The 23,513-nt window shown below is 68.7% G+C and carries 19 protein-coding genes; 6 read left to right on the top strand and 13 right to left on the bottom strand.

Features of this window, described 5'->3' with window-relative positions; genetic code table 11:
- Positions 1–2 precede the first annotated feature (2 nt).
- The 4 genes from DTA22_RS37070 to DTA22_RS23030 all read right to left on the bottom strand — a co-directional run bounded on the left by DTA22_RS37070 (position 3) and on the right by DTA22_RS23030 (position 6,252).
- On the bottom strand, positions 3–4,316 hold the full coding sequence (locus tag DTA22_RS37070) for an alpha-(1->3)-arabinofuranosyltransferase (protein ID WP_112301018.1): 4,314 nt from the start codon (positions 4,314–4,316) through the stop codon (positions 3–5).
- 46 nt (positions 4,317–4,362) lie between these two features.
- Positions 4,363–4,536 carry a DUF2613 domain-containing protein gene (locus DTA22_RS23040; RefSeq protein ID WP_005258546.1) on the bottom strand — a complete coding sequence of 58 codons (174 nt, stop codon included), beginning with the start codon at positions 4,534–4,536 and terminating at the stop codon, positions 4,363–4,365.
- Between the two features lie 127 nt (positions 4,537–4,663).
- Complete coding sequence (locus DTA22_RS23035; RefSeq protein ID WP_112301344.1) at positions 4,664–5,755, bottom strand: isochorismate synthase; 1,092 nt, start codon at positions 5,753–5,755, stop codon at positions 4,664–4,666.
- Between the two features lie 29 nt (positions 5,756–5,784).
- Positions 5,785–6,252, bottom strand: a complete 468-nt coding sequence (locus DTA22_RS23030; RefSeq protein WP_005243718.1) for a universal stress protein — start codon at positions 6,250–6,252, stop codon at positions 5,785–5,787.
- A gap of 118 nt (positions 6,253–6,370) precedes the next feature.
- Between DTA22_RS23030 and DTA22_RS23025 the strand changes: the two genes are divergently transcribed.
- On the top strand, positions 6,371–7,552 hold the full coding sequence (locus DTA22_RS23025) for a glycoside hydrolase family 3 N-terminal domain-containing protein (RefSeq protein WP_112301017.1): 1,182 nt from the start codon (positions 6,371–6,373) through the stop codon (positions 7,550–7,552).
- 102 nt (positions 7,553–7,654) lie between these two features.
- Positions 7,655–8,254 carry a TetR/AcrR family transcriptional regulator gene (locus DTA22_RS23020; protein ID WP_005243713.1) on the top strand — a complete coding sequence of 200 codons (600 nt, stop codon included), beginning with the start codon at positions 7,655–7,657 and terminating at the stop codon, positions 8,252–8,254.
- A gap of 48 nt (positions 8,255–8,302) precedes the next feature.
- Here DTA22_RS23020 and DTA22_RS23015 read toward each other — a convergent pair whose 3' ends face one another.
- Positions 8,303–9,166 (bottom strand): MaoC/PaaZ C-terminal domain-containing protein, encoded by an 864-nt coding sequence (locus DTA22_RS23015; protein ID WP_112301016.1) that lies wholly within the window; start codon positions 9,164–9,166, stop codon positions 8,303–8,305.
- Entirely contained in the window at positions 9,166–10,512 is a 1,347-nt protein-coding gene (locus DTA22_RS23010; RefSeq protein ID WP_112301015.1) for a 3-oxoacyl-ACP reductase, read from the bottom strand. Before DTA22_RS23010 ends, DTA22_RS23015 begins: the two co-directional genes overlap by 1 nt.
- Before the next feature lie 130 nt (positions 10,513–10,642).
- Here DTA22_RS23010 and DTA22_RS23005 point away from each other — a divergent pair, with 130 nt between their 5' ends.
- Complete coding sequence (locus DTA22_RS23005) at positions 10,643–11,977, top strand: acetyl-CoA C-acetyltransferase (protein ID WP_112301014.1); 1,335 nt, start codon at positions 10,643–10,645, stop codon at positions 11,975–11,977.
- A gap of 330 nt (positions 11,978–12,307) precedes the next feature.
- Positions 12,308–14,578 (top strand): VanW family protein, encoded by a 2,271-nt coding sequence (locus DTA22_RS23000; RefSeq protein WP_112301013.1) that lies wholly within the window; start codon positions 12,308–12,310, stop codon positions 14,576–14,578.
- A gap of 72 nt (positions 14,579–14,650) precedes the next feature.
- On the opposite strand, the gene DTA22_RS36840 is transcribed toward DTA22_RS23000, so the two are convergent.
- The 5 genes from DTA22_RS36840 to DTA22_RS22980 form a co-directional block, all read right to left on the bottom strand.
- Complete coding sequence (locus tag DTA22_RS36840; protein ID WP_245973353.1) at positions 14,651–15,229, bottom strand: hypothetical protein; 579 nt, start codon at positions 15,227–15,229, stop codon at positions 14,651–14,653.
- 17 nt (positions 15,230–15,246) lie between these two features.
- Positions 15,247–15,633, bottom strand: coding sequence for a hypothetical protein (locus DTA22_RS36835; RefSeq protein ID WP_245973352.1), 387 nt, complete (start codon positions 15,631–15,633; stop codon positions 15,247–15,249).
- A 228-nt stretch (positions 15,634–15,861) separates the two neighbouring features.
- Positions 15,862–17,697 (bottom strand): acyl-CoA dehydrogenase, encoded by a 1,836-nt coding sequence (locus tag DTA22_RS22990; protein WP_005243698.1) that lies wholly within the window; start codon positions 17,695–17,697, stop codon positions 15,862–15,864.
- 82 nt (positions 17,698–17,779) lie between these two features.
- Positions 17,780–18,403, bottom strand: coding sequence for a class I SAM-dependent methyltransferase (locus DTA22_RS22985; protein WP_112301012.1), 624 nt, complete (start codon positions 18,401–18,403; stop codon positions 17,780–17,782).
- A 21-nt stretch (positions 18,404–18,424) separates the two neighbouring features.
- The gene (locus DTA22_RS22980) at positions 18,425–19,540 is read right to left on the bottom strand and encodes a DUF4185 domain-containing protein (protein ID WP_037233036.1); all 1,116 of its coding nucleotides are present in this window, start codon (positions 19,538–19,540) and stop codon (positions 18,425–18,427) included.
- A gap of 285 nt (positions 19,541–19,825) precedes the next feature.
- On the opposite strand from DTA22_RS22980, the gene DTA22_RS22975 reads away from it, so the two are divergent.
- Positions 19,826–20,845: a beta-ketoacyl-ACP synthase III gene (locus DTA22_RS22975; protein ID WP_112301011.1), complete on the top strand. Its 1,020-nt coding sequence runs from the start codon at positions 19,826–19,828 to the stop codon at positions 20,843–20,845.
- 34 nt (positions 20,846–20,879) lie between these two features.
- The gene (locus tag DTA22_RS22970) at positions 20,880–21,503 is read left to right on the top strand and encodes a DUF3060 domain-containing protein (protein ID WP_112301010.1); all 624 of its coding nucleotides are present in this window, start codon (positions 20,880–20,882) and stop codon (positions 21,501–21,503) included.
- On the opposite strand, the gene DTA22_RS22965 is transcribed toward DTA22_RS22970, so the two are convergent.
- Together DTA22_RS22965 and DTA22_RS22960 are read right to left on the bottom strand one after the other, a co-directional pair.
- A complete protein-coding gene (locus tag DTA22_RS22965; RefSeq protein ID WP_037233046.1) occupies positions 21,504–22,265 on the bottom strand; it encodes an HNH endonuclease family protein in 762 nt (253 codons plus the stop codon). It lies immediately after the preceding gene.
- Between the two features lie 73 nt (positions 22,266–22,338).
- The gene (locus DTA22_RS22960) at positions 22,339–23,499 is read right to left on the bottom strand and encodes an alkaline phosphatase family protein (protein ID WP_112301009.1); all 1,161 of its coding nucleotides are present in this window, start codon (positions 23,497–23,499) and stop codon (positions 22,339–22,341) included.
- Between the last annotated feature and the right edge of the window lie 14 nt (positions 23,500–23,513).

Raw genomic sequence — 23,513 nt, 5'->3', positions numbered from 1 at the left:
AGCTACGCGTTGGTGGAGGAACCCGCTCGTCGCGCCGTCAAGCGCTGGGAGGCGCGCGCCAGGAGCGCCGACCGTCCGAGTGGCAGCACGGCCAGCCCGGTGGCGACGAGCGCCAGCAGCAGCGGGAACTGAACGAGGAACGAGTGCCCCACGTACCCGCCGGGCGCGCGCCACGGGCCGGTGGAGAGCATCGCCATGCCGAGCATCGTCGACGCTCCGGCGACACCCACCAGCACGCGCGCGGCGGTGGCGGTTCCGCGTAGCCGGACGAGGGTCACGGCCAGCAGCGTCACCACGACCGTCGTCGCCGCGCCGACGGGACCACCGATCACGGTGGCGGCAGCGAGGATTCCCAGCCACCCGACCGTCGCGCTGCCCCAGGTCCGGGGTGCCGGGCCGGGATCGCGATCGCGTCCGCGGCGCGGCCACAATGCGGCGGCGATCAGCGGAATCAGCAGCAGCAGACCGCCGAAGATCCCCAGGCGGTACCAGTGGTCGGTGGGGAAGTCGAGGGTCACCGTCCCCTCGGTTCCCGCGGGCAGGATCCACCCCTGCTGCCAGCCGTCCACGACGATCGGAGTCAGCTCGCTGCCGTCCGGTGCGGTGGCCACCCAGCCGACGTTGGTGCTCTCGGGGACGACGACGACCCGCTCCGTGTCCGAGCGCGGCACCGTGAGTTCCCGATGGTTCTCCGTCCACGCGGTGGTCGACACCTGCTCCGTCGGAACGGCCTGGGCCTGCGGTCCGGCGTCGAGGCGGAGACTGTCGACGAAGAACGCCGACCCCGGGTCGACGGTCACGTCCTGGGATCCGGCTCCAAGCGGAACGGGGCCGGCCGTGTCGCAGAGGGTCGCGGGAACCGGGCCACCGGAGAGTACTTGCCCGACGGTTGCCGTGACGCTCGTGCGCACCGGCTGCCCGCCGATCGACACGACCGGTCCCTCCTCGCAGGGCACCGTCACCTCGCGGGCGCCGGCGTCTTCGGCCGGACCCGACCCGGGCAGCAGGACACCGTCCTCGCCCAGCACCCCGACCTCGGCGAGGCCCGCGGGCTGCAGTTGCGCGAATCCCAGCGCGTTCTGATCGAGGGTGCTCTTCCAGGACACGAGGCTGAGTACGATCCGGTCGGTCACCCGGGGTTCGACCGTGACGGTCCCGTCGTCCTCGTCGACGTCGCGCACCTGCGGTCCGTTCCCGAGGTCGACGGCGACCCGGTCGGGGGCGGCGGGCACGGCACCCAGGCTGGGTGTCAGTTGCAGGCCGGTGACCAGCGTGGGTTCGGGAAGGTCGATCGTGAGGGTCGGTTTCGCGCCCTTGCCGCCGGTGGTGTCCTGCTTCGCCGACCAACTGGTGCGCGGATCGTTGTCGGTGGCGGCGAACGCCGACCCGCGAAGGTCGGTGATGTTGCTGGTCCCGTGGGCGAACGGCCGATCCCTTTGCGTGAGAAGCTCTTCCAGCGGTGCGCCGTGCCGTGCCCGCAGCACGAGTTGCGGCGTGACCGCGGTGGGTTCGGGCACCGACAACGTTCGCTCGAACGTGCCGACCTCCTCGGGCGGCAGGATGAAGGCGTTGCTGCACCGCACCCGGTCCGGGGACTCGGCGCACGAGTTGCGGCCGGGGAGTTCCTGGCTGAGATCCCAGCCCGAGACGGATGCGCCCTCGGGGGTGGGAGGCAACACCGTGCGGTACCGGATCGGCACGGTGACCGGGGCGTCACGCTGGGAGAAGTCCTCGACCGACACCTCGCTGATGCCGAACTGTGTTCCCGCGGAACCGTTCTCGGTTCGAGTAGCGGTGATCCGCACCCACGGGGTGACGCCGCCGGGTACGGACACGGCGATCGGTTTGCCCGGGGCGTCCACCTTCACGGCGGTGCTGCCGTTGGGCGTCGACACCTCCATCCAGCGGACGGGGGCGCCGATCGCGGCCGGGCTCGTCGTGATGTGCAGCAGTGAGCTGGTGAGCGGGGTGTCGAAGTCGATCTGGAGCCACTGGCCCAGCGCCCGCTCGATGCCGTTGCTGAACCAGCCCGTCGCCGGGTCGCCGTCGACGGTCGCGGCGGCGCTGCTGGCGGGGGAGGTGCCGCCGAGTTGCGTGGCGTCGGACGCCGCACTCGACACGCTCAGCGTCGCGCCCTCCCACTGCCCCTCCACGAGCGGGGTGTCCGCCACCGGATAGTCGGGGACGAGATTGAACGTGCGGCGCGCGTCGTCCGGGGTGCGCAGCGCCGAACTGTGATTGTCGACCTGGCCGTAGTCGGTTTCCCGGTTCCGGGGCGTGTCCGTGACGGTGACGTCGTCGACCGGCAGTCCGGCGCGCTTCGCGTCCGCGGCCAGCAACACCGGTCCGGCTCCGGGCAGGGCGCCGTTCTCCCGCAGGCGTTGCAGCGATTCCGGCCCGCCCTGCACACGGGGGATGCCGTCGAGGGTCGCGGTGTACGGCCCGCTCGTCGTCGGCGAACCGTCCGGCATCGACACCTCGAAGATCTCGATCGCCGGGTACCGGGGCCGCAGGTCGCTGTCGATCACCAGGCCGTCGACGTCACCGGGACCGATGTCCTCGCCGAACTCCGCGACCTGCGTGAATCCGGGCGAGCCGGTGACCGCCTGGTGCGCGAGCAGCGGGCGCGTCGACCGCGACGTCTCGGGGTCGAGGTCGTTGCGGAGCACGAGATAGTGGATGCCCTGCCCGAGCAGGGTCTGCGCCATGCCGTCCGAGGGGCGGCCGTCCGTGATCAGCCGCTGGATCGAGTCCATGGCCCGGATCGTGCCGGGCGGTGTCAGCGGGACGGCGTCGCGGGACGCCCACGGCGTGGACGCCAGCGCCTGCATCGGCTCGTCGCGGGTCAGACCCCAGAGCTGGCTGCCGAACGGTGCGCCGGGCACCACGAGCGCCCGCTCCGCGTCGGAACCGTCGGGGCTGGCGCCCCCGGCGTTGTCCTGCAGCCACGAGGCGGCCTGCTGCCAGTAGTCGGGGACCTCGGAGTACGTGCCCCGCGGTGCCAGCTTGCCCGTCCACGCCAGCGACGTCGCCAGGGTGAGGGCGACCAGCACCAGGCTGGTCACCGCGACCATCGGTTCACGCTCGGGGTGCGCGAACGCGCTGCGCCACCGGGCGACCGGCACGGAACCGGGCAGCGGCACCTTCGCCAGCAGGTGCGCCAGCCCGAGCACGAGGGGCAGTCGAACGAGCGGCTCGAGTTTGTGCACGTTCCGGAGGGGTGCCCCGGCGGAGTCGAGGAACAGTCGCACCTGCTCGGCGAACGGGGAGCCCAATTCGCCGATGTACCCGGCCGCGAGTCCGGCGACGCCGACGAACAGGATCAGAGTGAGGCGCCCGCGGGCCGGCATCGACCGCATGCACAGTCCGGCGAGACCGGCGGCGGCGATCAGGCCGGTCGCCGCGACCGCGGCGGGCTGGGTGACGAGGACCGCGCCTGCGATGCGCTCGGGGGAGACGAACGGCGTCCAGCTGTCGGTGCCGCGGAGGATCTCGGCGAGGGACGTCCATTGCGTGGTCACCCCGGACGATTCGATGTAGTCGAGGAACGGCGGGCTCACCTTGCCGAGCAGCAGCAACGGCACGATCCACCACAACGTGGCCAGCGTCAGGAACGGGAACCACCACGCGGTGAACACCCACCACCGACGGTTCGGCCGGTGCGCGATCCACCACAGACCCGCGACGAGGCACGCGGCTACGGTCGCGACGGCGTTGACCGCACCCATCAACGCGACGGCCAGCGCCGACTGGGCCGCCAACCGTGCAGGTGAGTGCCACCGTGTGTCCCGGGACGCCTTGCCACTCACGTGGGAGAGGGCGACGACCACGGGCAGAAGGACCCACGGCGCCAGCATCATCGGGAGGGTTTCCGACGAGATCGAACCCAGGGTGGTGAGGACACGGGGGGAGAACGCGAACGCGACACCGGCGATGATCCGGGACGAGCGGCTGCCGACGCCGAGTGCTTCGGCGAGACGGACGATGCCCCAGAAACCGGCGACGAGGAGCAGGGCCCACCAGACCCTTTGGGTGATCCATGGCGGGACGCTCAGGACGTCACCGAGCGCGAAGAACGCGCCGTGCGGGAAGAAGTAACCGTAGGCCTGGTTCTGCACCTGGCCCATGGGGGCCTGGCTGCTCCACTGATGCGCGGCCCGTTCCAGGAATCCGATCGGATTCTGGGACAGGTCGTACTTGGTGTCAGCGGCGAGCCGGCCGGGGGTTTGGAGGAATTCGAGAAGAAACGCTACGACAGAGGCGCCGAACAGCCACCGCCGTGACAGAGGCTCCGCCGAGGGCGCCATGGACGACATGGCCGCCGACTCGGGGGAAGTGCGGAAACTTGTTGAGCCGGCGCTCTCAGCGGCTGCCGTACTCAACCTGGTTCAGGAGCGAGGAATCCGCGTTGCCGCTGCGGTCGATCTCGGGACGCGTGTTGTCCTGTGCGGCTGCGGTGATGCCGAGCGTCGCCACGGTGCCGAGAGCGACACCGACCACGGCGCTGACCACACCGGGCACAAGGAACTTCCCCATCAGACATCTCCCACCGTCGTGCCATCGACGCACACGGCTACTCCCGCGTACGAATTGCTCGGGTCAAGGTATCACCCGCGGGCCGCCGAACTGCTGATTGGTGCTCGTGGGCCACTGTTTCTGCAGTTCACGGGCTTTGCTGCACCCCGAGCGCCCGGAGTAGCGTGCGCAGTTTGGTGGTCGTCTCGTCGAGTTCGGACTCCGGGTCGGACTCGGCGACGATGCCCCCGCCCGCCGTCGCCAGTGCCTCGAGTCCGTCCGCGGCGATCTCGGCGCAGCGGATGGCCACCACCCAGTCGCCGTCGCCGTCGCCGTCGCACCATCCGACGGCGCCGCCGTAGAACCGCCGATCCTCCTCGACGTCCCGGATGGTCGCGAGGGCGAGGTCGGTGGGGGTGCCGCACACGGCGGGGGTCGGGTGCAACAGGGCGGCCAGGCTCAAAGCACTGGTCGACGGGTCGCGCAGCACTCCTTCGATGGGGGTCGCGAGATGCCACACCTCGTGCGTGCTGGTCAGGACCGGGGAATCCGGGACGGTCAGCTCGGTGCAGAGCGGCGCCAGGACCTCCCTGATCCAGGCCGTGACGAACGCGTGCTCGGCCAGGTTCTTCGTCGACTCCAGGAGGCCGCGACCTTCCTTCTCGTCGGCCTCCGGATCGGCGCGACGCGGGGCTGTTCCGGCGAGGGGACGGCAGGTGACGCGTCGCCCGCGTCGGCTGAGCAGCACTTCGGGGCTGGCGCCGACGAGGCTGCGTCCGCGGAAGCTCTCGCCGGCCGCGGAGAGGTCGACGGCGAACCCGTTGGCGGTGGGATTCTGGTGAATCATTCTCGCGGCCAATGCTTCTGCCGAGATGGGATTGTCCGCGCGGAGGGTGACGCTGCGGGCGGCCACCACCTTGCCGAGCGTTCCCTCGCGCAGCCGGTCGACGAGGGACCGCACCCGGGCCACGTGCTCGGCGGGGTCGGGGATTTCCCGCGTGAGGTGTACGGACGGGAGGTCGGGAACGCTGCCGGGCCGCCACGGGCCGTCCGTGAACTCCCACGACTCCGGGGCGGTCAGCGCGGCGGGACGTTCGGGATCGAACGGCAGCGCTCCGACGATCAGTTCGGTGCCACCGTTCGCGAGGGCCGTGACAGCGGCTGACGCGGTGTCGTACCCGTGCCGCACACCGGACGTACGCAGCGTCCGGTCGGCGCGGGAGAGAAGGAAGCCGTCCATGGTCACCCGACAGTAGTCGGGCGTCCGGACTACTTCCCGGGAGGCACGATCAGCACCGGGCGGTGGCTGTGGCGCAACACGTGGTCGGCGACGCTGCTCTGCAGCAACGACCGCAGACCGGTGGTGCCGCGGGTTCCGGTGACGATGATGTCGACCGCGAGTTCGTCGGACGTCTCCACGATGGCCGTCCAGATCGTGCTGGTGCACTCGATGCAGCGACCCTCGGTGGCGAGCCCAGCGGCCTCGGCGAGTTGGACGCCCTCTTCGTTGGTGACCTTGGCGTCGGAGAATGCGACGTCCTCGGTCTCCTCGTCGGGCACCCACTCGGGTTGCATCACACCGGACAGGCCCGACATCCGCGCGGCCTGACGGACCATCGGCTCCCACACCGTCACCAGCACAGCGCGATTGGAGGCGAGGAAACGACCTGCGCACTCCACCGCACGCTTGGCGTTGTCGGATCCGTCGTAGGCGATCAACATCAAACCACCGGGCACTACGACCTCCTGAGTACGGGTTTCCTCTGTGTCCAGATTACCAAGACGGGCGGCAGCGGTCGCCGATTCGGGGCCTGCCACGGGGGCGCCGGTGGCGAACTGGGCTACCGTCGAACCCATGCGGATCAAGTATGCACTCGCGCTCGCTGCCTGTACCGGCCTCGTCGCCGGGTGTTCGTCGGGTGGTGGCGAGACGGTCGCGGAATCGTCGTCGGCGACAGCGACGCCGTCGCCGTCCTCGGTCGAGCCGGCGTCGCACACCGGCACCGCAGCGCCCGCGGCCGCACCGGCGTCGTGCGAGACGGAGTTCCTGCAGTCGTTGCCGTTGCGGCGCAAGCTCGCTCAGCTGCTGAACGTGGGAGTGACCGGCACCGCGGATGCGGCTCAGGTGGTCCGCGACGAGCAGATCGGCGGCATCTTCGTCGGGAGCTGGACCGACGAGGCCATGCTCGCGAACCGTGAGATTCCCCAGGTGGCGTCGGCGTCGTCGCTGCCCCTGATGGTGACGATCGACGAGGAGGGTGGGCGCGTGTCGCGTGTCGAGAACCTGCTCGGAGCCGATCCGTCCGCCCGGCAGACCGCGGCCACGATGACGGAGGAGCAGACGTATCAGATGGCGCTCGAGCGCGGTCGCGGACTGAAGGACCTCGGTGTCACCGTGAACTTCGCCCCCGACGTGGACGTGAGCAGCCAGCCCGACGACAGCGTCATCGGCGACCGCTCCTACTCCGACGATCCCGCCGTCGTCACCCGCTACGCCGACGCCTACGCGCGCGGGATGCGGGACGCGGGAATCCTGCCCGTCATCAAGCACTTCCCCGGCCACGGATCGGCGTCCGGCGACTCGCACACCGGGGCCGTCACCACCCCGCCGCTCGAGCAGTTGCAGACGAAGGACCTCGTCCCGTTCCGGAACCTGGTGTCCACCGGTGTCGGCGTCATGCTCGGCCACCTCGAGGTGCCGGGTCTGACCGCACCCGGGATCCCCGCCAGCATCAGCCCCGACGCCGTGGCGCTGCTGCGCGGCGGCACCGGATACGGCGCTCCGCCGTTCACCGGCCCGATCTTCACCGACGACCTCAGCGGCATGCAGGCGATCACCGACCGCTACGACATCACGGTCGCCGTCGAGACCGCGCTGGAATCCGGTGTCGACGTCGCCCTGTGGCTCACCACCGACGACGTCCCGCGGGTCCTCGATCACCTCGAAAGCGTTGTGGCCTCGGGCAAGCTGCCGCAGCAGCGTGTCGACGAGGCGGTGCTGACCGTCGCACGAGCCAAGGGCGTGCTGGCCTGCTAGTGCGCGGTCCGCGACAGGGTGCTGGTATTCTTCTCGTCCGCCGGTCGGGCCCGCTTTATTACCGTAGAGTAAGATAGCGGGTTCGACGATGATGGAGGACGAATGGCCGGCGGCACCAAGCGACTGCCGCGCGCAGTGCGCGAGCAGCAGATGCTCGACGCTGCTGTCGACGTCTTCTCCGACAGAGGTTTTCACGAGACGTCCATGGACGCGATCGCGGCCAAGGCGGAAATCTCCAAGCCGATGCTGTACCTGTACTACGGCTCCAAGGACGAACTGTTCGCGGCATGCATCCAGCGGGAAGGTCTGCGCTTCGTCGAGGCGCTCGCTCCGGCGGGCGATCCGGGGCTGAGCCCGCGCGAACAGCTGCGCCGGGCCCTCGAGGGGTTTCTCGGGTTCGTGGGCAAGCACCGCAAGTCGTGGATGGTGCTGTATCGCCAGGCGATGGGGCAGCAGGCGTTCGTGGGGTCGGTGCAATCGAGCCGCGACCGGCTGATCGAGCTGACCGCGCACCTGCTCGAGTCCAGCACCAAGGATCCCGAGCCGGGGCAGGATTTCGAACTGATCGCCATCGCCCTGGTCGGTGCGGGTGAGGCTGTGGCCGACCGCGTCGCCGGCGGCGAGATCGAGGTCGACGCCGCCGCCGATCTGCTGGAATCCCTGGCGTGGCGCGGTCTCGCGGGTAAGAAGAAGCCGGAGTGAACGGGACGTTCGTTCGATCAGATCGAACGAACGTCCCGTTCGTCCCCGTCAGCGCAGCGTCGCGGTGAGGTGCGGGTACCCCTTCTTCGGGTGCTTGATCGACAGATCCCAGCCGTCGCCGGTCTGATCGGCGTACACGTTCAGCGTGGACGGCAGCAGGATCGGCTTGCCGAAGCGCACGCTGTACGTGACGGCGTCCGGGATCCGGCCCTCGACCGTCCCGAGGACGGCGGCCGCACTCCACATGCCGTGCGCAATGGTCCTGGGGAATCCGAAAGCCTTGGCGCCCAACGTCGACACGTGAATCGGGTTCCGGTCACCGGAGACCGCGGCGTACTTGCCGATCGTCTTCTGATCGACCCGCAGTGTCCGCAGCGGACGCGGCGGCTCCTCCTCGGCCTTGGGCTCGGGGCCCGGCTGACCGGACAGCGACGTCTTCTGCTGACGCAGGAATGTCGACGTCTGCTTCCACACCAATTCGCGTCCGACCCTGATCTCGCTGATCACGTCGATCAGGAGTCCCTTGCGGTGCTCGCGCAGATTCTCCGCGTGCACCGACACGTCCAGGGGCTCGATCACCGAGATGGGACGGAACTGCTCGATGACGTTCTCCGCGTGCACGGAACCGATGGCGGGGAAGGGGAAACCGTCGGACACCATCAGCTTCATCACGACCGGGAACACCAGCGTGAACGGGTACGTGAGCGGCAGGTGGTCGCCGAACCGCAGCCCGGTCACCCGGTCGTACGCCGCCAGGTTGTCGGGGTCCACCCGCACCCCGTTCAGGACCAGCGTCGTGTCCGGGGCGCTGTGCCCGCTCGCGCCGATGACCGGCAGCGCGCTGCGCACGGCACGGGTGTAGATGTCGAGCGTGCCCGGCTTCTCCGTGAGTTGCACGACCTTCCCGGACATCAGGCGCCCAGCAGGCTCTGGCCGCAGACACGGACGATCTGCCCGGTGACGGCGTTGGACGCGGGGCTCGCGAAGTAGGCGACGGTCTCGGCGACGTCGACGGTCTCGCCGCCCTGCAGCAGGGAGCTCATGCGACGTCCGGCCTCGCGGGTGGCGAAGGGGATCGCCGCGGTCATCGCCGTCTCGATGAAGCCCGGTGCGACGGCGTTGATCGTGATCTTCTTCGTCGCGAGCACCGGTGCGGAGGCCTGCACGAGCCCGATGACACCGGCCTTGGAGGTGCCGTAGTTGGTCTGGCCCCGGTTGCCCGCGATGCCGGCGATGGAGGAGACGTCGATGACGCGGCCGCCTTCCTTCAGGGCGCCCTTCGCGACGAGGACATCGGTGATGCGCTGCGGCGCAAGAAGGTTGACGCCGATCACCATGTTCCAGCGGCCCTCGTCCATGTTGGCGAGGGTCTTGTCGCGGGTGATGCCTGCGTTGTGGACGATGATGTCCGCGCCGCCGTGCCGTTCGAGGACGAACTCGGCGAGCTTGTCGGCCGCGTCGTCCGCGGTCACGTCCAGGGCGAGGGACGTGCCACCGACCTTGTTGGCCGTCTCCGACAGCGCCTCACCGGCGGCCGGAATGTCGGCGCAGATGACGTGCGCGCCGTCGCGGGAGAGGACCTCGGCGATGGTCGCGCCGATGCCGCGGGCCGCACCGGTGACGATGGCGACCTTCCCGTCGAGCGGCTTGTCCCAGTCGGCGGGTGCGACGGAATCCTCGGCGCCGACACGGATGACCTGGCCGCTGACGAACGCGGACTTGGCCGACAGCAGGAAGCGCAGCGTGGATTCGAGACCCGACAGGCCGGCGGACGCCTTCGGCGAGACGTAGACGAGCTGAGCCGTGGCGCCGCGCTTGACCTCCTTGCCGACGCTGCGGGTGAAGCCCTCGAGCGCGCGCTGGGCGATGTGCTCGTCGACGCCGGACGTCTCTTCGGGGGTGGTGCCGATGACGACGACCCGCGCGGACGGCGCGAGGTTGCGGACGACCGGCTGGAAGAACTCGAACAGCTGCTCGAGCTCGGTGACCGAACCGATGCCTGTGGCGTCGAACACCAATGCGCCGTAGCTGTCGTCACCCGCTCCCGCAGCGGGGTAGTCGGACAGCAGTTCGCGCAACGGCTCGACGAGACGGCCCTTGCCGCCGATCAGGACCGGACCGGCGAGCGGCGGTTCGCCGTGCTTGTATCGCCGCAGGTTCTCGGGTCGCGGCAGTCCTGCTTTCGCGGCGATGAACGCGCCGGGTGCGGATGAGAGGAACTGGGAATAGAGGTCGGGAGCTCCCTTGCTGGCTGCCACGGTCCTACCTTCTGTCGTCGTTTGGCGGTCAGTCACCGAGCACCGGGTGAAGTGCGGTGTCGACAAGTAACTTACTCCTGAGTAAGAATAGTAGCCAACAGGTAATCGCACCAGATCCTTGGAGACGTCAGTGACCAGCAAAGCTCGCACCAATTCGAACTCCGCAGCGGCGCCGAAGCCACGCGGAAAGCAGCAGCGTCCCGTCGCGATCGTCGGCGGAAACCGCATTCCGTTCGCCCGCTCCGACCGGAAGTACGCGCAGGCGTCCAACCAGGACATGTTCACCGCCACCCTCGACGGACTGGTGAGCCGCTTCAACCTCCAGGGCGAGAAGCTGGGCCTCGTCGCAGGCGGCGCCGTGCTCAAGCACAGCCGCGACTTCAACCTGATGCGCGAATGCGTCCTCGGCAGCGCCCTGAGCCCGTACACCCCGGCGTTCGACCTGCAGCAGGCGTGCGGCACCGGACTGCAGTCGATCGTCGCCGTCGGTGACGCGATCGCGGCCGGCCGCATCGACGCGGGCGTCGGCGGCGGCGTCGACACCACGTCGGACGCGCCGATCGGCGTCAACGACGAACTCCGCGAGTTCCTGCTGTCGCTGAACCGCGCGAAGAGCACCGGCGACCGCATCAAGCTCCTCGGCAACGTCCGCCCGTCCATGCTCGGCATCGAGATCCCCCGCAACGGCGAGCCCCGCACCGGGCTGTCCATGGGCGAGCACGCCGCCATCACGGCAAAGGAATTCGGCGTCCGCCGCGAGGACCAGGACGAACTGGCCGCTGCCAGCCACCAGAACATGGCCGCCGCCTACGACCGCGGATTCTTCGACGACCTGGTGACGCCGTTCCTCGGGCTCACCCGCGACGACAACCTGCGGCCCGACTCCAGCGCCGAGAAGCTGGCCAAGCTCAGGCCGGTCTTCGGGGTGAAGGCGGGCGACGCCACGATGACGGCGGGTAACTCCACCCCGCTCACCGACGGCGCGTCCGCGGTCCTGCTGTCCACCGACGAATGGGCCGCCGAGCGCAAGCTTCCGGTGCTCGCGCATCTCGTCGACTCCGAGACCGCGGCCGTCGACTACATCCACGGCACGGACGGGCTCCTGATGGCTCCGACGTACGCCATCCCGCGCCTGCTGGCCCGCAATGGCCTCACCCTGCAGGATTTCGACTACTACGAGATCCACGAGGCGTTCGCGTCCGTCGTGCTGGCGACGCTGCAGGCGTTCGAATCGGACGAGTACTGCAAGGAACGCCTGGGTCTCGACGGTGCTCTGGGGTCCATCGACCGCAGCAAGCTGAACGTCAACGGGTCCTCGCTGGCGGCGGGCCACCCGTTCGCCGCGACCGGCGGCCGCATCGTCGCCTCGCTCGCCAAGATGCTGGCGGAGAAGGGCTCGGGCCGCGGCCTGATCTCGATTTGCGCCGCCGGCGGCCAGGGTGTGACGGCAATCATAGAGGCGTGATCCGACTGGCCTTTCCGGTAGCTGGGAGACCGGAAAGGCCAGCGTGCGCGCAGTGCGAGCGGGGATCCGGCAACGAGGGGTGGCCGGATCCCCGAAATCTTTTCCGACAGGTGTAACGCTGGAGATTAGCTGGCGATATCCCTGTCAGCCCCGTGTTGCTGCCTGACCCCCGACCTGGCAGCAGCGCGGGGCTCTTGCATTTCCGGCGGCCGGTACGCTGACGTGGGGGTCTCGACCGGGCCTCGCTCGGATCGGATCGCGCTTGAAATGCAACGAGCACCGACGGCAAGCTGAGGCCCGCACGAAGGACAACTCGGTGAGAGGGCCACGGTGAACGACGAAGACGGCGACAAGGGGAGCAAGGCACCCGAACGGTCGACGCCGGACCCTTCCGCGACGCCCGAGAGTGTCGAACCCGAGACCGTGGCCGATCCGCCCGCTCCGGAACCGGACGAGGTCCCGGCTCCCGACGAGGCTCCGGCTCCCGACGCTTCCGTTCCCGAGGCTCCGGCGCAACAGCCGAGTGCCGACGATGCCCCGACAACGCAGCTGAACCTCGGTGACCTGGGGGAACGCTCCGAGGAGCAGGCTCCCGGCGCGCCGTTGTGGGTGGAGCCGCCGGCGAACGAGGACGTCACTCAGGTGATCCCCGCGATTCCGCCGGGTCCCGTTCCCGGGCCGACGCAGGCGTACACCCCACCGGCCGACGACCCGACCGTGGTGGCTCCGGCCGCCGCGGCGCAGGTCCCGCCGCAGCCGGCACCGGAACCTTCCCCGCCCGCCGAGCCGTCCGCAGAACAGACCGCTCCGTCGCGTGCTCCCTGGGTGAAGATCGCAGCAGTCACCGGCGGTGTGATCGCCCTGATCGGCATCGCCTACGCCGCGGACCTCGCGGTGTCTTCCGGGAAGGTCCCGCGCGGGGTGACCGTGGCCGGCGTCGACGTGGGCGGTTCGTCCCGCGAGGAGGCGGAGGCCACGTTGCAGGCGCAGGTCGGCCCACGCGTCGATCAGCCGCTGACGGTGAGGGCCGGCGACGTGTCGACGCAACTCGTTCCGTCGGCCGCCGGGCTCGGTGTCGACTGGGAGGCCACGCTCGACCGGGCCCATTCGCAGCCGCTCAACCCGTTCACGAGGCTCACCTCGTTCTTCACGACCGACGAGATCGGTGTGGTGTCGACCCGCGACGAGGCCGCGCTGGCCTCCGCCGTCGACGGTCTTCGCGGTGAGACCGATCGTGCGTCCCGCGAGGGGACCGTCGTGTTCGAGGGCCCGACCCCGGTGCCGGTGGACCCGTCGACCGGGCAGAACCTGAACGGTGAGGGCGCCGAGGCGGCGTTGACCGAGGAATGGGCGTTCGGCCGGCCGGTGGAACTGCCCGTCGACGTCGTGCCCGTGACGGTGACGAAGGAAGGCGTCCAGAGGGCGCTCGACGAGGTGGCGACGCCCGCTGCCTCCGCCGATCTGGTGGTCACCGGTCGCGACGGCAAGGTCGCGACCGCGGCGCGGCAGCAGATCGGTGCGATCGTCGGCTTCGAACCGGACGGCAACGGCGGGTTGAAGCCCACCTACAACATCGAGGCTGCGACCGGCATCCTGGCGCCGCAACTCGTCTCGACGGAGATCGTGCCCAAGGACGCGACGATCACGCTCGACGGGGGATCGCCCACGGTCGTCCCCGCGGTCGTCGGCGATCTGGTGCAGTGGCCCAAGACGTTGGAGACGCTGCCCGAGTTGTTGCGCGGCAACGGTTCTCACACCACCGCCGCGGTGTACGGGCCCGTCCCGCCCGCCCTCACCACGGAGGCAGCGCAGGCGCTCGGTGTGAAGGAAGTGATCGGCGAGTTCACGACCGGCGGTTTCTCGGCGGCGTCGGGTACCAACATCCGGCTCGCCGCCAGTGAGATCAACGGGGCGCTGATCAAGCCGGGCGACACGTTCTCCCTCAACGGGTACACCGGCCCGCGGGGCACGGCTCAGGGATATGTGGAGTCGGGCATCATCAACAACGGCCGCCCGGACACCGCCGTCGGCGGCGGTGTGAGCCAGGTGGCGACGACGCTGTACAACGCCGCATATTTCGCCGGCATGGAGGACGTCGCGCACACCGAGCACTCGTACTACATCTCGCGTTACCCCGAGGCGCGCGAGGCCACCGTCTTCGAAGGTGCCATCGACCTGCAGTTCCGCAACACCGCCAAGACGGGTGTGATGATCCAGGCCATCGGCGGCGCCTCGGACCTGACCATCCGGTTCTGGGGAACCAAGTCGGTCGACGTCGAGTCGATCACCGGCAACCGGACCAAGCCGACGGAGCCCGACACGGTCACCCTGCCCGCCGGCGATCACTGCATCGCCTCCAGCGGCGCACCGGGATTCACCGCCAGCGACACCCGGGTGATCTCCGACCACGCCACCGGCCAAGAAATCTCCCGGGACACCAGAACCGTCCGGTACGACCCCGTCCCGGTCGTCAAGTGTGAGGCACCCGCGGCCCCACCCAAACCCGACGAGCGCACGCCCTCCGCCTCACCGGCCCCGCCCGCCCCGGCGGAAAGCCCGAAACCCACGACCCCGAAGCCGAATCCGGACGACGGAGAGTAGCCGCACTCGTTCTCGGTTCGCGCACCGCTTTTCGAGCCCGAAAAGATGAGCGCGAACCGAGAAAGGGTGCGACTACAGCGCCCGCACGGTAAGTCGCTGGGCGGAGGGGAGCGGCGCCTGCGTCACCCAGCCTCGTGGCGACGCGGCACGCGCGATCGCGCGACGGACACGCTCCGCCACCAGCTCCGGCGACTCGAGGTCGCCCCAGGTCCACCGCACCACCTCGAAACCGAGGTCGCGCAGCGCATCCTCGCGTTGCTTCTCGGCGAAGACCGCGTCGCCGGGGGATTGCCCGGGTTTCAGCAGCCGTCCGTACTTGACGCGTCCGTCGAACTCCCCGAGCACGATGCCGTCGAAGTGGAAATCGACGCGTCCGATTCGGCGCCCGCCGGGTTCGAACACCTCGCCTTGCTGGAGCGGGACGGGGAGCCCGGCACTCGCCAACTTCACCCGGCTTCGCGATTCACCGACACTTTCGCTGTGCCCGCTCACGAAACGGACGACCCTCCGCGCCGCATCGACGCCGTGACGACGCGCAGCGCGGGCGAGTTCGGCGTCCAGGTCCTCTCGGCTGATGCCGAACCTCCGGACGGCCGCGTCACCCACCACGACGGCCTGCTCGAACGGCAGTGTTCTCGCGAGGTCGATCACGGTCCGCGCCGGGAGGGTCAGCGATGCCCGTCCACCACTGCCACGTGCTCTCCGATGGGCGCGCAGTGAACCGTGACCCGCCGCTTGATCCGGCCACCCCCGCGTCGGTTTCTGGTGACGTGCACGCGGTCGAGGGGCGTCTTCCACAGTGGCAGCCCGTAGATGACCGCTGCGGATTGGTGACTCAGCACCGCGTCGTCCGACGCGGCGTGAACTGTCGAGTCGATCAGGAAGCGATGACGTTCCTCCTCGTCCAGCGCGGTGTACGTCGACGCGGAGAGGTACGCGCCGCGGCTGATGCGGTGCCAGTCGCCGCGCGTGTACATACGCCGGATCTCGTCGTCGCTGTAGCCGCGGTCCAACGCCTCCTGACGCCGCAGCATCGCCCCCGGGTCATATTCCATGGGAACGATTCTCGCCGGGATGGCGTCGAGAAAAGGGTCCGAGCGACCCGGCTGTGGATGGACCGGGGCTTGTGGACAACTCCCGCACTCTTTCTCGGCTCGCGCACTACCTGTGGGGGCCGAAAAGGGGTGCGTCGACTGAGAAGGAGTGCCAGAGGTCAGAGGGCCGGGACACGAACAAGCCCGGCGGCCGGGAAGAATCCCAGCCGCCGGGCCGTGTGAAACCGATCAGAACGCTGCTTCGTCGAGCTCCATGATGTCGTTGTCGATGTTGGCGACGATGCTGCGGGTGGCGGTCAGCTCCGGCAGCACGTTCTTCGCGAAGAAGGACGCGATGGCGACCTTGCCCTCGTAGAACGCCTTGTCCTTGTCGGAGGCACCCTCGTCGAGGGCCTTGATCGCGATCTCGGACTGGCGGAGGAGCTGCCAGCCGATGAGCAGGTCGCCGACGGACATCAGGAAGCGGACGGAACCGAGGCCGACCTTGTACAGCTCGGACGGCTGCTCCTGCGCACCCATGAGGTACCCGGTGAGGGTGGCGGCCATGGTCTGGACGTCCTCGAGTGCGGTGGCGAGCAGGGCGCGCTCGGCCTTGAGGCGACCGTTGCCTGCCTCGCTGTCGATGAACTTCTTGACCTCGCCTGCGACGTGGGCGAGTGCCACACCGCGGTCGCGGGCGATCTTGCGGAAGAAGAAGTCCTGCGCCTGGATGGCGGTGGTGCCCTCGTACAGCGAGTCGATCTTGGCGTCGCGGATGTACTGCTCGATCGGGTAGTCCTGCAGGAAGCCGGAGCCACCGAAGGTCTGCAGGCTGTCCGTCAGGTACTGGTACGCCCGCTCGGAGCCGACACCCTTGACGATGGGGAGCAGCAGGTCGTTGACGCGGAACGCGAGGTCCTTGTCGGCGCCGGACACCAGCTTGGCGGTCGCCTCGTCCTGGTGCGCCGCGGTGTACAGGTACACGGCGCGCAGGCCCTCCGCGTACGCCTTCTGCATGGCGAGGGCGCGACGGACGTCGGGGTGGTGGGTGATGGTGACGCGCGGGGCGGCCTTGTCCGTCATCTGCGTGAGGTCTGCGCCCTGGACGCGTTCCTTCGCGTAGTCGAGGGCGTTGAGGTAGCCGGTGGACAGGGTGGCGATGGCCTTGGTGCCGACCATCATCCGGGCGTGTTCGATGACGTCGAACATCTGCGCGATGCCGTTGTGGACCTCGCCGACGAGCCAGCCCTGGGCGGGAATGCCGTGGCCGCCGAAGGTGACCTCACACGTGGCGGAGACCTTCAGGCCCATCTTGTGCTCGACGTTGGTGACGAAGACGCCGTTGCGCTCGCCCAGTTCGTTGGTCTCGAAGTTGAAGTGCGTCTTCGGGACGAAGAACAGCGACAGTCCCTTGGTGCCGGGGCCTGCGCCCTCGGGGCGGGCCAGGACCAGGTGGAAGATGTTCTCGAACAGGTCGTCGGAGTCGGCTGACGTGATGAACCGCTTGACGCCCTCGATGTGCCAGGAGCCGTCGTCCTGCTTGATGGCCTTGGTGCGGCCTGCGCCGACGTCGGAGCCGGCGTCGGGTTCGGTGAGGACCATGGTGGCACCCCAACCGCGCTCGACGCAGGTGGCGGCCCACTTCTTCTGCTCTTCGGTGCCGTTGTGGAACAGCACGTCCGCGAACGCGGGTCCGGCCTGGTACATGTGCGCGGCCGGCTGGGCGCCGAGGATCAGCTCACCGATGGCCCACACGACGGATCGGGGGACGGGAACGCCGCCGATCTCCTCGGAGAGTCCCATGCGGTACCACTCGGCGTCCCACAGCGCGCGGAACGACTTCTTGAAGGATTCCGGCAGGGTGACGGTGTGGTTCTCGGGGTCGAAGACCGGAGGGTTGCGGTCGGCGTCGGCGAAGGACTCGCCCAGCGGTCCCTCGGCGAGGCGGGCAACTTCGCTGAGCATGTTGCGGACGGTGTCGGCGTCGAGATCGCCCCACACGCCTTCACTCAGCGGCTGCTCGAGACCGAGTACCTCGAAGAGGTTGAACTCCAGGTCGCGGACGTTGCTCTTGTAATGGCCCATGTCTTCTGTCTCTCCCAGTGAGATGGTGCGGTCTATCCGTTAGTACCGCCCAAGTTATTACTCGTCGGTAACATCAGCGATATTACGCCCCATTTACCTGACTGCCAAGACTCGAGCGGTGCGCGACGACGAGCGCGTCGATCGCCGTTCCGGCGTCCGTCTCGCGGAAGCGCCGTTCGGCGACGTCGACGGCAAGCCGCCCGTCGAACGAATTCACCAAATCGTCTGGTGTGTACAGGATTTCAGGGTCCTGAGGACCCCCGACTCCCTGCGACAAGTTAACGGCGTCATGCCCCAAAATCATGAGGATTCCGTCAGGTTTCAGCGCAGATATGGCGCGGTTCACAACCTGCAGACGCTCCTCGGGGGCGAGATGGAGGTAGATCATGAGTACGAGGTCGTACTCGCCGCCGAGGTCCGAATCGGTGACGTCGGCGACGCGGTAGTCGAGCCGTTCCCGGACCGAGCGGGGTGCTTCGGCGGCCACCCGGCGGGCCTTGTCGAGGGCCACGGCCGAGTAGTCGAGCCCCGTCACCTCCCAGCCGCGGGTGGCGAGCCAGTGCGCGTTGCGGCCCTCCCCGCACGCGAGATCGAGTGCGCGACCGCGGGGGAGCGAGGTGACCCGCTCGACCACGACGGCGTTAGGTGGCGCGCCCCACACCAGTTCGCTCTGTGAATACCGTTCGTCCCAGGCAGCTGCATCCATGCCCCGACGCTAGTACGCGGGCTACGGAGTGAGCGTGGTCCGCATGAGGAGCACGTTGTAGTTGTTGTGCACCGTCGTGAGGAAGTAGAGATCGCGCCCGGACGACCACGGGTGGATGTAGGCGCCGTACGCGGTCGGCAGCTCCCGGGTGTCGACGAGCACCTCCGGTGGGCCCCACGGTCCGGTGACCGACGGTGAGCGTCGCATGACCACGGAGTTGTACTGGTCGGTGGTCAGCATGAGGTATTGGCCGAGGTACTCGTTGTACGCGACGGACAATTCGCCGACCCCGCCCGGCATGATCGGCTTGGCGACGTCGGGATTGCCCTTGATCCACTTGGCGCCGTCGAAGTACTCGTACGCGCCGAGATCCATGATCTGGGGTTCCGGGACCCGCGCGATGTGGACGAGTCCACCGCGGCCGGCGGGCGTGCCGTATTGGTAGACGAAGCCGTCGGCCTTCACGAACGCACTCATCTGGAAGTTGGCGTTGCCGCCGACGTTCGGGCGCTGCGTCTCGGGCGCGACGGTCCAGTTCTCGCCGTTGTCCTGGGAGTAGACGAGACCGGAGTAGTTGGTGTCCCACGTTCCTGCCGGTCCCCAGTTCTTCACCGACATCATGCTGAGGACCTGGGTGTTGCCGACGGCGACGCCGGCGGTGGGGATGCGGCTGATCTCGACGAACGGGATCTTCGGGCTCGGGACGAGCTCCTTGGACTGGCCGAAGATGTCGCGGGGTGAGCTGTCGAAGTTCATCCCGTCCGCGAGGATGCCGTCCGAGCTGCGGAACAGTGTGCTGCTGCGCCAGGCCCACAGGCTGCCCGACAGCAGGTTGGGCAGCCCGAGCCCGGCGGAGTCGCCGAACGCCGTGAGGACCTGGCCCTGGCCGTTGTCCCACATGATCCCGAGGTCGGTGCCGAGGACGTTGGCGTCCTGGGTGCGGTTCGGGCTGAGCATGCCGGTCTGCTGTGCGACCGCCTGGGTGCGTCCGGTGAGGTGTGGAATCCCGTTGGTGCCGTTGAGTCCGGGGATCGGATTGATGGCGTTGGGATTCGCGGCGGCCGGGCCGGCGAATGCGATCAACGTCACGGCCGCGCCGACGAGCGACGCTGCTGCAAGAGCTCTGGTTCGCTTCACGAAGGACACTCCATCTCTAGCAGCAGGCGGCACTGCGTGGCCCGAAGAGACCACTCCCCCTACCGGTGATCAACTGCTGGAAATCGCCAGAAGTCTAACAAGTCTGTTCTTACGAAAGTGTCGGTTTGACCGCCGTGTTCGTTTCATCGGCGACCCTGCCGAACCGATATTACCGACGAGTAACAGGAACCGGTGCTACCCGCTGGGCGGTCGCCGACGTAACGTGTGCTGGCGACAAGTCCACACTGCGCGTAACCACGCGGGACCTGATGAGGAGATCGATCGATGGGAAAGCAGATTGCCACCGTGGCTGGAGGTCGGCAGTCCGCCCTTCTCGGGCTCGGCGTGTACCGGCCCGAACGGGTCGTCACCAACGACGAGATCTGTGAACTGATCGACTCGAACGACGAGTGGATCCAGTCGCGCTCGGGAATCCGCAACCGGCGGTTCGCGGCGGAGGACGAGAACGTCGTCACGATGTCCATCGCCGCCGGGCGCAAGGCGATCGAAGCGAGCGGGATCGATCCCGAGCAGATCGGCTGCGTCATCGTCGCCACGTCGACGTACCTCCTGCTGACGCCGCCCGCCGCGGCGGTGGTGGCCGACGCCCTGGGCACCAACGGGCCCGGAGCCTTCGATCTCGGCGGTGGATGCGCGGGCTTCTGCACCGCGCTGACGGTGGCGTCGGATCTGGTTCGCGGAGGATCCGTCGACTACGCCCTCGTCGTGGGTGTCGAGAAGATGAGCATCACCACCGACCCGACCGACCGGTCGACGCGGTTCATCTTCGGCGACGGCGCCGGCGCCGTGGTCGTGGGCAAGAGCGACGTCGCGGGCATCGGGCCGGTGGAGTGGGGTTCGGACGGCTCCCAGGCCGACGCCATCGTGCAGGATCTGGATTGGTACGAATACATCACGACGCCGGGTGCCACGCGCCCGTACATCAAGATGGCCGGTACCTCGGTGTTCCGCTGGGCCGCCTTCGAGATGGGCAAGGTGGCACTGCGGGCGATCGAGAAGGCCGGCATGTCGGTCGACGATCTCGACGCGTTCGTCCCGCACCAGGCCAACTCGCGGATCACCGAGGTGATCGCCCGCAGCATGAAACTCCCCGAGAACGTGCCCGTGTCCGACGACATCGCCGAGAGCGGCAACACGTCGGCGGCGTCCGTGCCGCTCGCCATGGAGGAGATGCTGCAGTCCGGCGCCACCAAGCCCGGCGACACCGCCCTGCTGCTCGCCTTCGGCGCCGGGCTGTCCTACGCGGCCCAGGTCGTGACGATGCCGGTACTCGCGAAGGACTGACCCGGCCCCGTCGGGGACAGGAAAGCAGGGGTCGATGAGCGTCACCCGGCAGTCGGTCGCCGTCGCCGTGCTGATGTCCTGCGCCGTCGCCCTCGCTGGCTGCGGCGGCGGGAGCACCGGCGGCGGAAGCACCTCGACGGTGTCCGGCTCTGCGGTGGAACTGAACTCGGGCGGTGACTGCGCGGGCCGCGACGTCATCGTCAACAGGGACGGTGCCGGGGTGGTCCTCGACGGCGAGTGCGGCACCGTCACCATCGAGGCCAACGGTGTCTCGGCGACCATCGCCACGTCGAACGCGGTCATCGTGCGCGGTCAGGACACCAACGTCGTCGGCGGGCAGACCGGAACGCTCACCCTCTCGGGTCGCAGCAACAGTTCCACCATCGACGTCGTCGAGTCGATCGACGTGCAGGGCAACGCCGTCACCGTGCTCGGAAAGCAGGCGGAGCGGATCTCGATCAGCGGAAGCGGGAATTCCGTGAACGTGGACGACTCCGGCGCGATGACGGTGAGTGGCAACGACAACGTCGTGCGCGCCGTGTCCCTCGACTCCCTCGAACTCACCGGGTCCAACAACTCCGTCGACTGGGATTCCGGTGCGACGGCCCCGGCCGTCGACACGGGCTCCGAGAACCGGCTCACCCCTCCGGGCGCGTGATCACCGGGCTCCGCAGCCGGTGAGCACCGCGGCCATCGCATCGCGCTCGGGCGGGGTCACCCAGAGGCGGTACGCCACTTTCACTTCCACCTGACGCGCCACGTAGGTGCAGCGGTACGCCGCCAGCGGGGGCAGCCACGTCGACGCGTCGGCATCGCTCTTGCGCTGATTGGTGGGTCCGTCCACGGCCTGAAGGTTGCGGGGATCGTTCGCGAGGTCCGCCCGCGTCTGCGCGTCGAGGAGCTGAGCACCCTTCTGCCACGCGTCCGACAGCGCCACCACGTGATCGATCTGCACGGCGTCCGACGTCTTCGTGCCCCGGGTGAACGCAATGATGGTGCCCGTGTAGAGATCCCGCAACGTGCCCGACTGCACCACGCAGTTGCGGGTACGGTCGCGTGAGGTGATGTCGACGAGGTCGCGTCGCAGGATGTCGTTGCGGGTGTCGCAGCCGTTGCGTCCGAGTTCGACCGACACGTTGTCGGTCCAGCTGGCGCCGAACAGTTCCCGGTCGTACCCCGTCTTGGGTGCCCGGCCCTTCACCTCGAGGGTGGACAGTTGGGTGAACGCCGTCTGTATCTGTTGTGCGTCAGTGACTTCCGAGGGCGCGGCCGGTCCGGTTCCGGCGGCGAGGGTGTCGTCGGGGTCCGGGGAGAGCATCGTGACGAGCACGACGACGAGCAGCCCGGCGAGGATCCAGGGCCACTTGGTGCGGATTGTCGTGATGATGGACCCGGTGTTCGGTACCGCAGAGCGGGGCATGAATCTCTCCTGAAATCAACGCTGTTCGTCATTTCTATCAGGAGTGGCCCCGCGGGCCGGGATCGGTCCGGGTTTACGTGATGGTGCCCTGCAGTAGGGGAATCAGCAACTCGTCGTCGGTGAGTGCGCCGTGCTGCCCGGGGAGCGCGGACAACCTCGACTCCGCCTTGCGCCGGACCACCGCGACGCCGCCCTGTGCGATGGCGACGACGTCTCCGATGCGGCCCTGCACCTCGGATCGCACGGCAGGCCCGAACAGTCCTGCGGTGACGGCCTCGTCTCTCGTGCCGATCCACATGCGGTGTCCCAGTTCGTTCCTCCACCGGGCGGCGACGTCGTGCCCGGCTCCGGCTCGGGTGTGGACGTGCCTGCACCGGGGTTCGCCGGCGAGCGCCACCACGTCGTCCGACAGGGCGGGAGTGGCGTCGAAGTCGATCTTGTCGGCATCGTCCACGGTGACCATGCCGTGGTCGGCGGTGACGTACAGCGTGGTGTCGGGTTGTGCCGCCGCGAGTCCCGCGGCGAGCCTCTCGACGAGCCGGTCGACGAGGGCGACCTGATGCAGCCAGGATTCGGATCCCGGTCCGTAAACGTGCCCGAGCGTGTCGATTTCGCTGAGGTAGCAGTAGGTGAGGGTCCGTTCGCCTGAACGGGCCGCGGTGACGACGTGCGCGATCAGATCACCGTACGCGTGTATTCCTGCGAACGTGCCGCCGCGGAGGACGGCGCGGGTGAGCCCGGACCCGTCGAACTTCGCGGGCACCACGGTCGTGCACGTGATACCTGCTGCCGCGGCGCGTTCGAACACGGTCGGTGCGGGCTGGACGGCCTCGGGCACCAGCCGGGTGAGTTCGTCGCCCTTGTGGCCCGCGCGCCACGACAACCAGTTGAGCGTGCCGCGAACCTCACGAACGTATGACTGGTAGCCGGTGATTCCGTGACCGCCGGACGGCAACCCCGTGCCGAACGACGCGATGCTGGTGGCGGTCGTGGTCGGGAAGCCCGCCCGGATCGGCCGTCCGGTCAGGCTGTCGAGAAACGGGGCGTGTTCGCGGTGGCGCCGCAGCAGCGTCCAGCCGAGTCCGTCGATCAAGAACACCACGGTGTGCCTGCTGTCCGGCAGGTGCAGCCGGTTGGGTTCGCCGGCAACACCCAGTGAGGCGAGGACTGACGGCATGAGGGTGGACAGCGTGGGCTGCGAATACACGTCGAGCGGGGGTGCCGAAACGGTCATGACTCCCACTATGG

It is taken from the genome of Rhodococcus wratislaviensis (assembly GCF_900455735.1).
GTDB lineage: Bacteria > Actinomycetota > Actinomycetes > Mycobacteriales > Mycobacteriaceae > Rhodococcus_F > Rhodococcus_F wratislaviensis.
This window is presented reverse-complemented; position numbering and strand designations above follow the sequence as displayed.

Excerpts from the sequence above, each read along its gene's own strand:
- DTA22_RS22975 (WP_112301011.1), top strand. The coding sequence starts at position 19,826 with ATGGGAAAGCAGATTGCCACCGTGGCTGGAGGTCGGCAGTCCGCCCTT.
- DTA22_RS23025 (WP_112301017.1), top strand. The coding sequence starts at position 6,371 with ATGCGGATCAAGTATGCACTCGCGCTCGCTGCCTGTACCGGCCTCGTC.
- DTA22_RS22965 (WP_037233046.1), bottom strand. The coding sequence starts at position 22,265 with ATGCCCCGCTCTGCGGTACCGAACACCGGGTCCATCATCACGACAATC.
- DTA22_RS22960 (WP_112301009.1), bottom strand. The coding sequence starts at position 23,499 with ATGACCGTTTCGGCACCCCCGCTCGACGTGTATTCGCAGCCCACGCTG.
- DTA22_RS23035 (WP_112301344.1), bottom strand. The coding sequence starts at position 5,755 with ATGGACGGCTTCCTTCTCTCCCGCGCCGACCGGACGCTGCGTACGTCC.
- DTA22_RS23020 (WP_005243713.1), top strand. The coding sequence starts at position 7,655 with ATGGCCGGCGGCACCAAGCGACTGCCGCGCGCAGTGCGCGAGCAGCAG.
- DTA22_RS23040 (WP_005258546.1), bottom strand. The coding sequence starts at position 4,536 with ATGGGGAAGTTCCTTGTGCCCGGTGTGGTCAGCGCCGTGGTCGGTGTC.
- DTA22_RS22970 (WP_112301010.1), top strand. The coding sequence starts at position 20,880 with ATGAGCGTCACCCGGCAGTCGGTCGCCGTCGCCGTGCTGATGTCCTGC.
- DTA22_RS22990 (WP_005243698.1), bottom strand. The coding sequence starts at position 17,697 with ATGGGCCATTACAAGAGCAACGTCCGCGACCTGGAGTTCAACCTCTTC.
- DTA22_RS23015 (WP_112301016.1), bottom strand. The coding sequence starts at position 9,166 with ATGTCCGGGAAGGTCGTGCAACTCACGGAGAAGCCGGGCACGCTCGAC.
- DTA22_RS22985 (WP_112301012.1), bottom strand. The coding sequence starts at position 18,403 with ATGGATGCAGCTGCCTGGGACGAACGGTATTCACAGAGCGAACTGGTG.
- DTA22_RS36835 (WP_245973352.1), bottom strand. The coding sequence starts at position 15,633 with ATGGAATATGACCCGGGGGCGATGCTGCGGCGTCAGGAGGCGTTGGAC.
- DTA22_RS37070 (WP_112301018.1), bottom strand. The coding sequence starts at position 4,316 with ATGTCGTCCATGGCGCCCTCGGCGGAGCCTCTGTCACGGCGGTGGCTG.